Source organism: Nonomuraea sp. NPDC051941 (assembly GCF_044593615.1).
In genome coordinates this window covers 323,265-338,277 of the sequence record NZ_JBIUCF010000004.1, presented here as the reverse complement: position 1 = coordinate 338,277, position 15,013 = coordinate 323,265, and the positions used below count along the sequence as shown (strand labels likewise).

The following is a 15,013-nucleotide window of genomic DNA, read 5'->3' as shown; positions in this document are numbered from 1 at the left end:
TCCATCTAGCGTGCCAGCACCGTCGATTCTCAGGAGCCTCCATGCCGGACACCGCCACCAGTGAGACGACCGCATCGGAGGCCGGCAAGGCCGCCGACGCCAAGCCGCTGGCGGACCAGCGGTTCACGACCAGGCACGCCGTGACCATCGGCACCGAGCGGATCGAGTACACCGCCAACGTCGGCAGGATCGTCCTGCACGACGACGAGGAGCACTCCACCCCGAAGGTGGCCATCTTCTACACCGCCTACGTGCGCGACGACGTGCCGTCGAAGCGGGACCGGCCGCTGGTCTTCCTGTGGAACGGCGGCCCGGGGTCCTCGACGATCTGGCTGCACATGTACAGCTATGGACCCCGGCGCGTCGTGTTCGACGGCGATCCGCTGTTCGACACGTCCCGATGGGAACTGCGAGAGAACGTGCACTCACTCCTGGACGTGGCGGACCTGGTGTTCGTCGACGCGCCGAGCACCGGGTTCAGCCGGGTGGTGCCGGGTGAGGACCCCGCGCAGTTCCACGGTGCCGAGGCCGACGCCGCCGTGATAGGTGACTTCGTCACCGAGTTCGTCGCGCGCGAGAACCGAGGAGACAGTCCGATCGTGCTGTTCGGCGAGAGCTACGGCACGATCCGCGCACCACTCGTGGCCGACTACCTGCAGCAGGTGCCGGGCCTCTTCGTCGACGGCGTCATCTTGTTGTCGTCTCTCATGGACGTGGCCGGAACGACCTTCGGCGTCGGCGTGAACTACGGCGCGGTCGGCCAGCTGCCCAGCTACGCCGCGACCGCCCTGTACCACGGGGTCATCTCCGGTGACCTGCCGACGGTCATCGCCGAGGCCGAGGACTTCGCCCTGAACGACTACTCCGTGGCCCTGCTGAAGGGGAGCCGCCTCACCGGGGCGGAACGGGAGCGCATCGCCCGGCGGCTCTCCGAGCTGACCGGCATCTCGGTGGAGTTCATCCTCCGGTCGAACCTGCGGGTGAACCTGTGGCGGTACGTCAAGGAGCTCCTGCGCGACCGGCACCGCACGGTCGGCCGCCTCGACACCCGCTGGACCGGGATCGACTCCGACACCGCTGGTGAGACGTTCGAGGACGACGCCAGCTACTCGGCGCCCACGGATCCCGCGACGCGGGCCCTGAACCAGTACCTTCGCGCCGATCTCGGCTGGGAGGCCGACCGTCCCCTCCTCTACCGGCATATTCGGCCCCGGGAGCAGTGGAAGCACCGGGAGAGCGAGCAGATGGGAATCTGGACGCCGCAACTCGAGGTCGCCACCGTCCTGCGCGCGGCCATGAACAGGTCACCCCACCTGAAGGTCCTCCTGCTCAGCGGGTATTACGACCTCGGCACCCCGTACTTCCCGGCCGAGCTGACCTTCGATCACCTGCACCTCGAGCCCGAACGAGCGCGCAACGTCACCAGGACCCGTTACGAGTCGGGGCACATGATCTACCTGCACGAGCCGTCCCTGGCACAGACACGGGCCGACCTGGTCGGCTTCCTGTCCTCGCTCCGCGGGGCGGACGCGGCGTGACGGCCGAGGCGGAGGCCGGCGCGCTGCCCGCGACCGCGGTGTTCGCCCAGACTCGGACGTTCAACTGGCTCCGGCGTGACGGTGACGCCCTGCTGTGGACCGAGACCAGGCCGTCAGAGGCGCGAACAGTCCTGGTCCGCTGGGAGCCGGGCGGCGAACCGGTGGACCTGACCCCGCCGGGGCGGTCGTGCAGCAACATCGTCGGCTACGGCGGCATCCCGTACGGTGTCGCGCCGGACGGCGAGATCCTGGCGTGCGACAGCGAGGACCAGCGCATCCACAGCGTGCGGCGGGGGATCGCGGTGACGCCGGCCGCACCGGGAAAATCGATCCGGTGGAGCGACTTCGTGGTGGCCGACGATCACGTCTACGCCGTGCGCGAGCAGCACCACGACGACGGCCGGGTCGCCAACGAGCTGGTCCGGGTCGGCCGCGAGGCTCCGCACGACTGCGTCGCCCTCGACAGCGGCCACGACTTCGTCGGCGCGCCACGGGTCTCTCCCGACGGGTCCCGGCTGGCCTGGATCACCTGGGACCACCCGCGGATGCCGTGGGACGGGACGCAGCTGTGGGTGGCCGACCTCACTCCCAAAGGCATCGGCACGCCGACGTGCGTCGCCGGTTCGACGGCCGAGTCCGTCGTCGAGCCGACCTGGACCTCCGACGGCGACCTGGTGTTCCTCAGCGACCGCAGCGGCTGGTGGAACCCGTACCGGCTCGGCGACACGGAACCGCTGGTGGCCATGGAGGCCGATATGGGTGGCCCCCTGTGGTTCCTCGGCCTGCGCAACCTCGACGTCTTCGCCGACGGGCGACTCGTCGTGAAGTGGATGATCGGTGGCGTCGAGCATCTCGGCGTACGCCATCTCGACGGCCGCCTGGAGGAGGTCTCGACGCCCTATACGCAGTTCGTCTCGCCGACGGTCGTCGGGGACCGGATCGCCGTCGTGGCCGCGGGCCACCGGCACGCCCCGGCCGTGCTCCTGCTGGATCCCGCGGTCGGTGGCAGGGGCGAGGTGGTGCGGGGCAACGGCGTCGAGGTGCCCGCGACGGTCGCGGTGCCGGAGGCGATCACGTACCCGACGACGGACGGCGCGGTGGCGCACGCGTTCTGGTACGCGCCGACCGTGCCCACCGACGGCCCGCCCCCGCTCATCGTCAACTGTCACGGCGGCCCCACCAGCCAGGTCGTGCCGGTGCTCGACCTGCGGCAGCAGTACTGGACCAGCCGCGGGTACGGCTACCTGGAGGTCAACTTCCGCGGCAGCAGCGGCTACGGACGCGCCTACCGCGACGCGCTCAAGGGCACCTGGGGCGTGGTCGACGTCGACGACGCGGTGGCCGGTGCCCAGTACCTCGTGGCGAAAGGGCTGGTCGACGGATCGAAGCTGGTCATCCGCGGTCTCAGCGGCGGCGGGTGGCTGACCCTGTGCGCGCTCGCGTTCCGCGACGTGTTCGCCGCGGGCGGCAGCATGAACGGTGTCGCCGACGCGTACACGATGGCGACGGACACCCACAAGTTCGAGTCCCGCTACCTGGACTCGCTGATCGGCCCGTTGCCGGAGGCACGTGAGCTGTACGACGAGCGGTCGCCGGTCACGGCGGCCGACCGGATCACCGCGCCGCTGATCCTCCTCCAGGGAGAGGCCGACGACGTCGTGCCCGCGGACCAGGCCGAGGCGATCGCGGCGGTCCTGCGCGAGCGCGGCGTCGACCACGAGCACCACGTCTACGCCGGCGAGGGACACCTGTTCGCCAAGGCGGAGAACCTCGTCCACGCCCTCGAGGCCGAACGGGACTTCTACGCCCGCGTCCTGGCCGCGCAGGGCTCATCGACAGCAGGAGGAACGAGATGATCAACATTTACGTGGGCCCCACGATCGTGCACGTGATGCGGGGCCACGGGGCCGACCGCCACTCCCAGATCCTGCGCGAGCACTACCTGGAGTCGTGGCGGGCCGGCGGCCTGACCGGGGCGATCATGCAGGTCTCCGAGTGGAGCACGATCGGCATGCTGCTGTCCGAGGTGCGCCGCTCGGAGGGCGAGATCGTGTTCGTCCGCAACCGGACGGAGTTCGAGAACCGGCCGCCCGGCTCGTTCGGTCTCTTCCTGTCGGTGGAGGGGTACGGACCGCTCGCGGGGGACTTCGAGGCGCTGTACACGCTGGCCGAGCTGGGTGTCACCACGTTCACGTTCTCGCACAACATGCAGAACCTGTTGTGCACCGGCTGCAACGAGCGGTTCGGCGAGGGCGGCTTCAGCCACCTCGGCAAGCAGGTCCTCAAGGAGCTGGAGTCGTTGCCGCTCATGGTGGACCTGGTCCACATGTCGCGGGCGTCGTTCTGGGACGCGCTCGACATCTACGACGGCGACATCTTCGTCTCCCATGCCAACAGCGACTCCGTCTCTCCGCACCGCCGCAATCTGACCGACGACCAGATCAAGGCCGTCGCGGAGCGCAACGGCGTCATCGGCATCACCACCTACCGGGGTTACGTGGCGCAGGACCCGTACCAGGCGACGCTGTCGGACGTGCTGGATCACGCCATGCACATCTACAACCTGGTCGGTGCCGAGCACCTGGCGATCGGGGCGGACTACTCCGGGGCCCCGATGGAGATGATCGCCTACGGCCTGAAGGAGGCCGACCCGGACAACGCCTACGACCTGAAGGAGGCCGGCCCCGACGTCTACGCGGTGGGACCCGCGGGCATGGAGGACGCGAGCCGGCTCGGCAACCTGGTCGCCGGCCTCGCCGAGCGGGGTCTCACCCAGGACGAGCTCGACCTCGTCACCGGCGGTTCCTACCTCGCGATGCTGGAGCGGGCCCGGCCGACGACGGCTTGACGGCCGGGCGGTCGCCGATCGCACGATTCTGACGAACAAGGAGAGCCCGACATGTCCCCGCCGCCGTTGATCGATATCGAGACGTCGTTCGCCGATCCGGAGTTCTCCGGCACGTCGATCTCCCCCGATGGAACGCCGATCGCGTGCCTCGCGCCGAAGTACGGCCGGACGAACGTGTGGGTCCGCGGCATCGACGAGGAGCACACCGACGCGGTCTGCGTGACCCACGATGAGTACCTCGGTGGCCTGGTCGGGGAGGGTTCGCGGTGACGCCCGTCCAGGACGACCCCGGGTACGACGTCATCGTCGTCGGCGCCGGCTCGGCGGGAGCGGCACTCGCGTCCCGGTTGACCGAGGACGACGGCCGCCGGGTGCTGCTTCTCGAGGCCGGGCCCGACTACCGCTCGGCCGACTCCCCACTGGAGGTGCGCAGCATCGAGCCGATGATGGTGCAGCCGACGGCGAGCCTCGCGGCGACCCACATGTTCCCCAGGTTGCAGGCGTCGAGGTCGGCGGTGCAGTCCCCGTTGCCGTACCCGCGGGGCAGGGGCGTCGGCGGAAGCTCCGCGATCAACGGGCTCTTCGCGATCCGGGCCACCGTCGAGGACTTCGACGGCTGGGCCGCCCAGGGCTGCGCCGGCTGGGGCTTCGACGACGTCCTGCCCCTGCTGAACCGGCTCGAGTGCGACCTGGACTTCGCCGCCGAGCCGTACCACGGCGGGGACGGCCCGATCCCGATCGTGCGTCCGCGGCAGGACGACTTCGTCACCGTCGACGCCACCGTGGACCAGGTGGCCCGGCGGCTCGGTCATCCGTGGGCGCCCGACCACAACGCGCCCGGTTCGACCGGGGTGTCCCCCTACGCCTACGCCGGCCGGGACCGGGTCCGGGTCTCGACCAACGACGCCTACCTCGAACCGGCCCGCGACCGTCCCGGGCTGCGCGTCCTGGGTGACGCGCTGGTCGACCGGATCCTGTTCGCCGGTGGCCGCGTGGTCGGCGTCCGCGCCATCGTCGGCGGCGAGGTCACCGAGTTCCGGGCCGCCGAGGTCGTCGTGTCGGCCGGCGCCATCCACTCGCCGGCGATCCTGCTGCGGTCCGGGGTCGGCCCGGCCGCGGAGCTCCGCCGGCTGGGAGTGACCCCGGTCGCGGGCCTGCCCGTCGGGCACGGCCTGCAGGACCATCCGTCGGTGGTGCTGTCGCTCGCCCTGCGCGAGGAGCTGGACTACGGGGGCGTACCCCGGCGTGGCCAGATCTGTGTGCGGTTCACCACCGGCGTCGGCGACGAGGTCAACGACGCCATGATCGCGGTGACCGGCGCGTTGGGCATCGGCGTCCCGGCGGCCGGGGTGGTGGGCTGGGTCAACCGGGTCACCTCGACCGGCCGGGTGCGGCTGGCGTCCACCGACCCGACGGTCGATCCGGTGGTCGACTTCGATCTCCTCTCCCACCCCGACGACCTGCGTCGGTACCGCGCCGTGGCCGACGAGCTGCGGATGTTCGCCGCGCAACCGGAGTTCCCGAAGCTCGCGGCCGCGATGAGCCTCGGCGGCACCGGCTCGGTCAGCGCGGATCCTGCCGAGACCATGACCGACGACGAGTTCGCCCGGTTCGCCCTCGCCATCGTTTCCGACACGGTGCACGCCAGCGGATCCTGCCGGATGGGTGACCCGAGCGATCCCGAGGTGGTCGTCGACCCGGCCGGCCGGGTGCTCGGGATCGACGGGCTCCGGGTCGCCGACGCGAGCATCTTCCCGTGGGTGACCCGGGCCAACACCAACCTGACCGCGATCCTCGTCGGTGAGAAGGTCGCGGCATCGATGCGCGAGGAGGGATCGTGACCGATCATGACTGCACGATCCGGGAACTGGTAGGGGCCACGGCGGCGGTCCCGGCCGAGAGCCTGGAGCCGTTGCTGACGGACCCGGACACCGGGGAGACCCTGCACCCGCAGCGCGCCAGCGCACCCGAGAGCGTGGAGAAGGCGATCGCGACGGCGTGGGCGGCCCATGTCGACGGCCTCTGGTCGGGTCTGGCCCGCCGGGAGCGAGCGGTCGCGCTGCGGAACCTGCAGCAGGAGCTGGCGTCGCGCAGCGACGAGCTGGGACGCGCCGACAGCCTGGACAGCGGAGTCCCCCGGACGACGACGACTGCCTTGATCCACGCCGTGACCGAGGTGCTGGGACTCGGCGCGACCCAGATCGAGGAGAACTTCGAGCACACAGAGCAGTCCTCGTCCGCCGGGGCGTGCGACCAGTGGCGACTGCCCTGGGGCCCGGCAGCCGTGTTCGTGCCCTGGAACGCCCCGGCCCACCTCGCGATCGTGAAGACCGCCTACGCCCTGGTCGCCGGTTGCCCGGTGATCGTCAAGCCATCGGAGTGGGCGCCGCACTCTTCCGGTGTGTTCGCCGAGGCGGTGCAGGCCGCGCTGCCGGCCGGTGTCGTGCAGGTCGTCCACGGCGACCGCGCCGTCGGCGAGGCGCTCGTCGGTGACGACCGGATCACGGCCGTCTCGTACACCGGTGGTGTCAGGGGTGGGACGGCCGTGGCCGAGACGTGCGGGCGGCTCCTCAAGCCGGTCGACCTCGAGCTGTCCGGCAACAATCCGGTCGTCGTGCTTCCCGATGCCGATCCTGAGGCGGTCGCCGAACAGGTCGTCACGGCCGCGCTCACGTTGAACGGGCAGTACTGCGTCGCACCGCGACGGATCATCGTCCCGCGAGCCCGGGTCGACGACTACCTGGCAGCGCTCGGGGCCGCTCTCGACGCCGTGCGGATCGGCGTCACCACCGACCCGGAGACAAAGTTGGGGCCGCTGTCGCACGAGCCGCATCGCCGCCGGATCGACGAGCAACTCGCCGAGTTCTCCGCGCGCGGCTGCGACGTACGCCGGTACGGGAAGCTCCCGGAGTCATCCGGTCACTTCTCGGCTCCTGCCGTGGTGCTCGCGGATGACGCGCCGGACCTTCGAGAGGAAGTCTTCGGGCCGGTGCTTCTGGTACGGACCTACCGGGATCTCGACGAGGCGGTCGCCGTGGCCAACGACCATCCGTACGGGCTGGCCGGGTACGTGTTCGGCGCAGACCGGGACGCCGCGCGCGCGGTGGGCCGGCGGTTGCGGGCCGGTCTGGTGCGGCTGAACTCGGCGTACGGCCCCCCGGACGTCGAGCTCGTGGCCAGCATGTGGGGGATCAGTGGTCTCGGTGAGATCGGTACGTGGCATGGGCCGGCGTTCTTCAGCGGATCCCGGTTCGTCGGGTGACGGATACCGGGTAGCCACGTCACGAGCTTTTCGGGGACATCCGGATGCCGCCGTCGAGCCGTTCGTGTACGGGTTGGTGAGGCACTCCAGCCTTCCGGGCTCTCTGGTCCTGGACGGCACGCTGATCCACACCGACCGCGTGAAAGCCGACCGCCCGTACTTCTCCGGAGGCACCGTGCACACGGGATGAACGTCCAGGTCATCGCCTCACCCGACGGGACGATCCGGTGACCTCGGGGCACCGCCGGGCAAGGCCCATGACCTGAGCGCCGCCCGCATCTGGGGCATCCTGCGTGCTGGATCAGGCCGGCATCATCACCCTGGCCGACAAGGCGTATCAAGGCGCTGAAGGCCCGGTCATCACTCCGTACAAGGGCGACTCTGCTGCTCAACTCGGATGTGAACCGGGTGGAGCTGGCGGGGGAATGCGCGCGGGCCGCGGTGGAGGCGCTGGCGGTGGCCGCGCCCGGCTGGGTGTGGCAGGTGCTGGAGGTTCCCGGCTGGGAAGGCCAAGCAGGAGGAACTCGCGCAGGTCTGCGGGGCTGATGGATATGCGCTGGTCGAGGCCGTTTATGCGCCGTTCTCTCCGACCTGGCTTCGGCATTTGCCGGCCATCGATGCGCTGCGCGTCATGCTGATTCAGCACTACCGACCGGCGGGGACGGCAGGTGATCAAGCGGCGGCAGGACCTCGCATCGGGCGGCGAGGGCCCGCCGCCGGGCAGATACCGGCTGGCCTCGCCCTACGACCTCGACACCCGCTGGGTGGCCAAGGGCAGCGAACTGCTGTGGAACGGCTACAAGGTGCACATCAGCGAAACCGGTCACCCCGCCGCCGACACCCGCAGCACCGGCCCCCGCACGAGACCGCCGGACCTGATCACGAACGTGGCCACGGGACCTGGCTTGAATTCGCGTGGACCTGGTCCGCTCGAAACAGCGCGAATTTCGCGTACGGCGTTCGACGGTAGGTCGGAAGTGTATTTCGCCTCCGGAGTAAACGGGTGGCGTAGAAATGACTACCACGGATGGTGGACTTCCGGCTCTAACCAGGGGTTGAAGACCGGCCGCTGATCTCTCTTTACATTTTTAGCACCGTTTCAGTGCTGCGACGTAAGGAGAGCATCATGAGGCGATTAACCATCGTCACGGCGGTCACCACGGTGATTTTCCCGCTGTTGGCCGTCGTCCCCGGGCTGTCGGCCGTCGCCGCGGCAGCGGCCGACAGCGACCAGCCCGTCGGGCCGGGCCAGTACTTCGCCGACGCCAAGACTTTCGAGATCAGCGAGATTGACGCCGCGTCGGGCGCGATCGGCCGCAAGCACGGCGTGGCCGCCGTGGACGGCGCACTGGCCCAGCCGAAGGCGGTCCCCGCCTCCCGCGTCGACCTGTCGGTGTTCGGGCCGGGCTGGCAGGCCGAGTTCCTCGGCGGGATGACGGGCCGCAAACTGGAGACCCAGAGCGGCGCCGTCCTCGTCACCGACCTCGACTCCGGGCAGTCCGTCCGCTACGCGTTCAAGAGCAGCGCCACCTTCCCGGGCGGCGGCGGGGTGGAACGTTACCAGGCCGACGACGGCTCGAAACTCACCCAGACGACCCGCTGGGACTCGACGGCGGGCGCGATGCGCACCACCGTCAGCGAGACGGTCGCGACCGACTTCGGAACGCCGGAAGCGGACGACACCGGGTTCACCGACGACGCCGGCAACCCGATCAGCGCGGCCGACCTCAACCAGACCTACACCTGGGAACAGGTGGGAGTCTCCCAGGGCGACACCTGGAGGGTGACCGGTGTCGGCACGACCGCCTTCGGGAACTCCACGGTGACCTACGACCCGCAAGGCCGCGTCTCCACCGTCACGGAACCCGCCGCGGGTGAGGATCCGCAGAGCGCGCTGTCCTTCACCTACGCCACCTCCACCACGGCCACCGGCTCGACCTCCGGCGATTACGCGGGACGGCTCAAGCAGATCAAGCAGACAACCGGCTCGGGAACGCCCGAGACCGTGGCCGCGTACGGCTACGACGCCTCCGGCCTGCTGCGGAGCATGAGCGACCCGCGCGAGAGCGGCAACGAGCCGGCGACCTACGCCTACGACGGGGCCGGACGCCTGACGGCCGTCGACTCGCACCTCAACGGCGAGTGGACACTGGCCTACAGCGGAGACTCCGCGCTGCCCAGCGCCACGGCGGCCGACGGCACCAGGCCGCCGGACGTCTCCGAGCCGCCGGCCATGGATGTCACCCCGCCGACGGGTACGCCCGGAGGCGAGGTCTCCGGGCCGACGGCCTACCCCTCCTACTGCTGGGCCGCCGTGCACTGGATGTACTACAGCCGCAGCGGCTGCGCCGCCTACGCCGCACACTACGGCTGGCAGAAGCCGGCCTGGCGGCAGCTTCCGAGCCGCCGCTGGGTCGTGGGCATCTACTTCAGAAAGGACATCTGCGACAGCTCGCCGGACGCTCCGTCGGGCTTCAACTTCCGCGCGGCTTGCATGATGCACGACTACGGCTACGGGCTGATCGGAAACACCTGGAAGAGCTCGTACTACCCGTACCACCTCGACCGGAGCCGTAAGAACGACGTGGACGTGCTCTTCTACACGACCCTGCGCGACTGGACGTGCAACGCCTACGCCTGGTACAAGCGCGGCCTGTGCAAGTCCATCGCGTGGACCTACCGCCAGGGTGTGCGCAAGGGCAACCCCAAGAACGGCGCCAACGCGACCAGGCCCTGACCATGTGAATTCCGCGGACGTCGCCACGGCGGCGTCCGCGGAGCTTATGAGCGGAGATTGTGATGAACCGATCCCCGATTCGCCGTATCGCCGCCGTGGCGGCGGTCCTGCTCTCCTCCCTGGCGGTCATCTTCTCCTCCCTGGCGGTCACCGCCGGTGTCTCCGCCGCGTCGTCGGCGGACCCGCGGGTGGAGCCGGGCCTCGCGCGGAAGCTCGCCGGCGGAGGCCGCGTCAGGGTGAACGTGGTGACCAAGGCCACGTCCGATCTCGCGGCCGCGGCAAGCGCCGGACAGGTGCTCCAGAGACTGTCTCGATTACCGGTGGTCACGCTGCGCGCCGACCAGGCGGCGCTGGAGCGGCTGGTCGCCCAGCCGGGCGTGGTCAGCGTTTCCGAGGACCGGCCGGTGCCACCCGTGCTGGCGCAGAGCGTCCCGCTCATCGGCGGCGACCGCACCCGGGCCGCCGGTTTGACGGGCGAGGGCAGCGTGGTCGCCGTGCTCGACACGGGCGTGGCGGTCAACCATCCCTTCCTGGGCGGCCGTGTCGTCGACGAGGCGTGCTTCTCCCCGATCGACGAGGACTACGCGGCGACCAGCCTGTGCCCGGACGGCACCGACCGGCAGGAGGGGCCGGGCTCGGCCGACTCCGAGAGCGGTCCGTGCGCGGGCGGGCAACTCGACTGCGCGCACGGGACCCACGTGGCCGGTATCGTCGCGGGTGACGGTGAAGGCGTGGAGGGCGACGGCGGCAGCGGGGTCGCCCCGTCGGCCGACCTCGTCGCCGTCCAGGTCTTCAGCAAGGTCGACTCCGAGGACTACTGCGGGCTCGGCGCCGCGCCGTGCGTCCTGAGCTTCACCAGCGCCCAGCTCGCCGGGCTGGAGAAGGTCCTGGAGCTGAAGGACTCCGGGATACCCGTGGCCGCAGCGAACCTCAGCCTGGGCGGCGGCTACTACACCGCCCCCTGCGACAGCGATCCGCGCAAGCTCGCCGTCGACAAGCTGCTGGCGGCCGGGGTCGCCACGGTGATCGCGGCCGGCAACAACGGCTACACCGACGCGGTCAGCGCCCCCGCCTGCATCTCCTCGGCCGTCGCCGTCGGCAGTGTCACCGACGAGGATGCGGTGTCCGGCTTCAGCAATCGCGGCGCGCTGCTGGACCTGTTCGCTCCCGGCACCGGCATCGTCTCCTCGGTACCCGGCGACCGGTGGGCCTCCATGAGCGGCACCTCCATGGCCGCCCCGCACGTCGCTGGGGCCTTCGCGGTCATGCGACAGGCGTTCCCCGGCCAGCCGGTGGGTGAGCTGGAGTCGGCGCTGGAGAGCACCGGCAGGAGCATCGCCTACCAGAGGGCGACGACGCCGCGGGTGCAGCTCGACGACGCCGCTCTCGGCCCGACGCTGCGGCCGGGCCCGCACCAGCTCTTCTACGCCCGGGCACGCATCGCCGACAACGTCCAGATCACCGCGAACTCCACCATGACGGTCCCGGTCACCGGCAAGTCAGGGCTGCCCGCGCAAGGGATCGCCGCCGTCGCGCTCAACGTCAGCGCCAAGGGTGCCTGGTTCAACACCGGCTCGGTGGCGGTCTACCCGTCGGGTGAGGCGGAGCCGCAGGGCGACGCCGTCTTCTACGACACCACGCGGACCGCCTCCACCATGATCATCGCGAAGGTGGGCGCCGACGGGAAGATCAAGGTGGTCAACCGGAGCAACCAGGCCGTCCAGGTCTACCTCGACGTCCACGGCTACACCCTCGACCACGCGGCGGCCACGATCGGCGCCACGTACATGCCGCTCGCGCCGGCCAGGATCGCGAACAAGGTCGTCGTACCGTCGTGGGGCAACTACGAGCTGGCGACCGGCGGCGCCGGCGCCATCCCCACGACCGGCGTGGACGCGGTCGCCCTCACGGCCACGCTGAGGAGCACCGGGACCGGCACCATCCGGGCGTACGCCGCCGGCGACGTCTTCCCCGCCGAGGCCAACATCGACTATCCAGCCAACACGTCGGCCCAGTTCTTCACCATCGTGAAACCCGGCACCGGCGGGAAGGTCAACATCCACAATCTGGGCGGGCAACCGGTGGAGCTGTCCGTCGACGTGTCCGGCTACTACACCTCCACGCAACGCGGAGCGACCATCAGGGCGATCAACCCGGCGCCGCTGACCGGGGAGGTGACGATCGCGCCGGGAGGCACGCGCACGCTGACGCCCGCGGGCACGGGCGGGATCCCCTCGTCCGGGGTGTCGGCGCTCGGACTCACCGTCGCCGCGCGGGGGAGCGCGGACGGCGCCGTCGCGGTCATACCGGCCGGGAGCACGAGCGGAGTCCGGGTCGTAGCCTACGGCGGCGGCAAGGACACCATCGGCTCCGCCACGGCCGCGCTGCGGCCGGACGGCACGGTCGTGCTGAAGAACGAAGGCGCCTCGCAGGTGACGGTCTCGGTGGGCGCGTACGCGTACTTCGGAACGAGGTGACCGTTCGGGAGTCCCCACTGCGGGGCGGCCGGAAGCGTGCAAACGCAGGAGCTGCCTGCTCTGCGCCACCAGCACACCGTCCGGCCGCCCCAGCGGACCGTCGATCCGTCAACATGGCCGTGCCACCGGAAACTCCGCGATCTCGCGGCTACAAGGGCCAGTCGGCGGTGTGAAGCCCCTGGTCATGGTCCTCGATCTGTTCGGCGGCACGGCGTGGGGTGAGTCGCTGCCCGACGGCGGCTTCAAGGTCGAAGCGACGCTGCGGTGGCTGCCCTGGTTGCCGGGCCCGAGTCGAGCCGGCGGCTCAGCCGCTGATACGGGTGGCTGCGTAGTGCCAGGGTGGTGGCGATCAGGCCGATGACGCCGGTCAGCATGAAGACGAGAGCGAGGCCGCAGTCGCTGCCGAACCAGTCGCCGATCGTCCGAGCGCCCGCACCACCGTCGGTCATGAGCGGGATGAAGACGAACTGGGCGATCGGTGAGATCAGGAACGCGGTCAGCGTGGAGGCGGCCTGCTCGACGCTCTGCGCGAAGCCGAAGACCCGGCCCTGCCGCTCGTAGGGCACCACCTTCTGCAGGATCGTCTGCTCGGCGGCCTCCGCGTACGGCACGAGCAGTCCGCCGAAGATCAGGCCGGTGCTGAGCACGCCCCAGAGCAGCCCCCCCACCTGCACCGACACCAGGGACAGTCCGTAAGCGTCGATCAGTGCCATCAACCCTGGCACCTCGCGGACCAGCCGGACCGTGCCCCGCAGGTCCACGGCGTGCTCCGGGGTGGCGGCCGGAACAGCAGCTCGTGCGGGTCTCGACGCGCCGGCGGGAGGACCGCGCTCACAACTCGCAGGCGATGCAAGCCGCCGGGGCCGATCGTCGCGGGCCTCCTGCCGCCGTGCGCGCCGCACGCCTGTCACCGACAGAGGCCCTGAGAACGGTGTGATCGCCGACCTGGACGGGGCTGGATGTCAACTCGGCAAGACGTCCCGGTCGAAGATGTCGATCGGCAGGTAGAGCGTCACCGTCGGATTGGGAATGGTGACGATGCAGCTGACGCGGATCTCGACGGGTGCGACGCTCAGGATCACGTACGCCTGCTCGCCGCTGTAGCCCAGCCCTGTCAGGTAGTCCACGGCCCGGCGCACCGCCTCCTGGGCGGCGAAGCTCGCGTCCTGGTACCGCTGCTCCTTGCCGCGGAAGCAGAAACCGGTGAAGCCGAGATAGCGGTCGGCACCGAACTGCGCGACCAGGGGCGCCGGACGGACGATCGGCGTGGTGATTCGGTGACGGGCCATGCCGTCCTTGATCAGCCGCAGCCGTAGCCAGGTGCGGCCGTCCATCTCCATCGCGTTGAAGCTGCACTCCCCGTCCGCTGCCGCGAGATGGTGGTCGCCGAGCGACAGTAGTGCGCCCTCCACGAACACGGGGAAGTAGACCGTGGCCCCCGGACCGAGAGTGTTGATATCCATGTTGCCGCCGTTCTCCCGGGGCGGCTGGGTTCGGGCCGCCATCCGGGCGGCGTCGGCTCCGAGGCCGCGCAGCAACGCGTTGCGCGGATCCGGGGGGAAGGCGCGATCGTCGGCGTACAGGGGCTTCTCGCGTTCGTCCCACAGGCGCATCAGCTCGTACGATGGCGCGACCCCCATGGTTCCGGCATGGGGCTGGGCGGGGATGCGCACGCCTGGCACCTCCGGCGACTCGGCGATGCCGCCGCGGGCGTACCACGTCGAGCGATAACCGTCAGGGAAGATCTCGCCGAGTAGTCCGGGCGTGCCGGGCAGGATGTTGGCGAAGGCGATGCCGCTCAACGGTTCGACGCCGAGCACCTCCGCGACCAGCACGTCACCGGGCCGTGCGCCGTCGACGTGCACCGGGCCGGTCAGCGGATGCATGCGGGACAGATCGACGTGGCGCAACTCGTCGAGACTGCCGTTGTCGTGGATCTGGTAGTCGTCATAAGCGGCTGACTCCAGGATCACCTCGCCGCCTGGATCCACCGTCACGGCCGGTGGGATCTCGGGATGCCAGCGGTTGTGCCCGATCTTGGGCTGATCGGCGAGCGGGACCCCGACCTGGCAGGTCAGCCGGGGCACGTCCAAATAGCGGTCGCTGTAACGGGGAAGCGGCTCCATCATGGTCCTTACTGGTCGAAGGGGG

Annotated in this window: 12 protein-coding genes; 10 read left to right on the top strand and 2 right to left on the bottom strand. The window is 70.3% G+C overall.

The genetic code is table 11. From position 1 onward, the window contains the following. Positions 1-41: 41 nt before the first annotated feature. From ACIHFD_RS10695 to ACIHFD_RS10650, 10 genes are all read left to right on the top strand, one after another. Entirely contained in the window at positions 42-1,538 is a 1,497-nt protein-coding gene (locus ACIHFD_RS10695; RefSeq protein ID WP_397366571.1) for a S10 family peptidase, read from the top strand. Continuing rightward, positions 1,535-3,394: a prolyl oligopeptidase family serine peptidase gene (locus ACIHFD_RS10690; protein ID WP_397366570.1), complete on the top strand. Its 1,860-nt coding sequence runs from the start codon at positions 1,535-1,537 to the stop codon at positions 3,392-3,394. Before ACIHFD_RS10695 ends, ACIHFD_RS10690 begins: the two co-directional genes overlap by 4 nt. Then, the gene (locus ACIHFD_RS10685) at positions 3,391-4,386 is read left to right on the top strand and encodes a dipeptidase (protein WP_397366569.1); all 996 of its coding nucleotides are present in this window, start codon (positions 3,391-3,393) and stop codon (positions 4,384-4,386) included. The genes ACIHFD_RS10690 and ACIHFD_RS10685 overlap by 4 nt, the downstream gene beginning before the upstream one ends. 51 nt (positions 4,387-4,437) lie before the next feature. Beyond that, a complete protein-coding gene (locus tag ACIHFD_RS10680; protein ID WP_397366568.1) occupies positions 4,438-4,656 on the top strand; it encodes a hypothetical protein in 219 nt (72 codons plus the stop codon). Further along, the gene (locus ACIHFD_RS10675; RefSeq protein WP_397366567.1) at positions 4,653-6,227 is read left to right on the top strand and encodes a GMC family oxidoreductase; all 1,575 of its coding nucleotides are present in this window, start codon (positions 4,653-4,655) and stop codon (positions 6,225-6,227) included. Before ACIHFD_RS10680 ends, ACIHFD_RS10675 begins: the two co-directional genes overlap by 4 nt. Beyond that, positions 6,224-7,648, top strand: a complete 1,425-nt coding sequence (locus tag ACIHFD_RS10670) for an aldehyde dehydrogenase family protein (protein WP_397366566.1) — start codon at positions 6,224-6,226, stop codon at positions 7,646-7,648. The genes ACIHFD_RS10675 and ACIHFD_RS10670 overlap by 4 nt, the downstream gene beginning before the upstream one ends. Before the next feature lie 399 nt (positions 7,649-8,047). Further along, positions 8,048-8,194: a hypothetical protein gene (locus ACIHFD_RS10665; protein WP_397366565.1), complete on the top strand. Its 147-nt coding sequence runs from the start codon at positions 8,048-8,050 to the stop codon at positions 8,192-8,194. 122 nt (positions 8,195-8,316) lie between these two features. Continuing rightward, a complete protein-coding gene (locus ACIHFD_RS10660) occupies positions 8,317-8,721 on the top strand; it encodes a hypothetical protein (RefSeq protein WP_397366564.1) in 405 nt (134 codons plus the stop codon). Between the two features lie 53 nt (positions 8,722-8,774). Further along, a complete protein-coding gene (locus tag ACIHFD_RS10655; RefSeq protein ID WP_397366563.1) occupies positions 8,775-10,385 on the top strand; it encodes a phospholipase A2 in 1,611 nt (536 codons plus the stop codon). 62 nt (positions 10,386-10,447) lie between these two features. Then, on the top strand, positions 10,448-12,862 hold the full coding sequence (locus ACIHFD_RS10650; protein WP_397366562.1) for a S8 family peptidase: 2,415 nt from the start codon (positions 10,448-10,450) through the stop codon (positions 12,860-12,862). Positions 12,863-13,104: 242 nt separating this feature from the next. Here the strand turns inward: ACIHFD_RS10650 and ACIHFD_RS10645 are convergent, their stop codons facing one another. Continuing rightward, positions 13,105-13,623, bottom strand: a complete 519-nt coding sequence (locus ACIHFD_RS10645; protein ID WP_397366561.1) for a hypothetical protein — start codon at positions 13,621-13,623, stop codon at positions 13,105-13,107. Positions 13,624-13,824: 201 nt separating this feature from the next. Then, on the bottom strand, positions 13,825-14,991 hold the full coding sequence (locus ACIHFD_RS10640; RefSeq protein ID WP_397366560.1) for an acetamidase/formamidase family protein: 1,167 nt from the start codon (positions 14,989-14,991) through the stop codon (positions 13,825-13,827). Between the last annotated feature and the right edge of the window lie 22 nt (positions 14,992-15,013).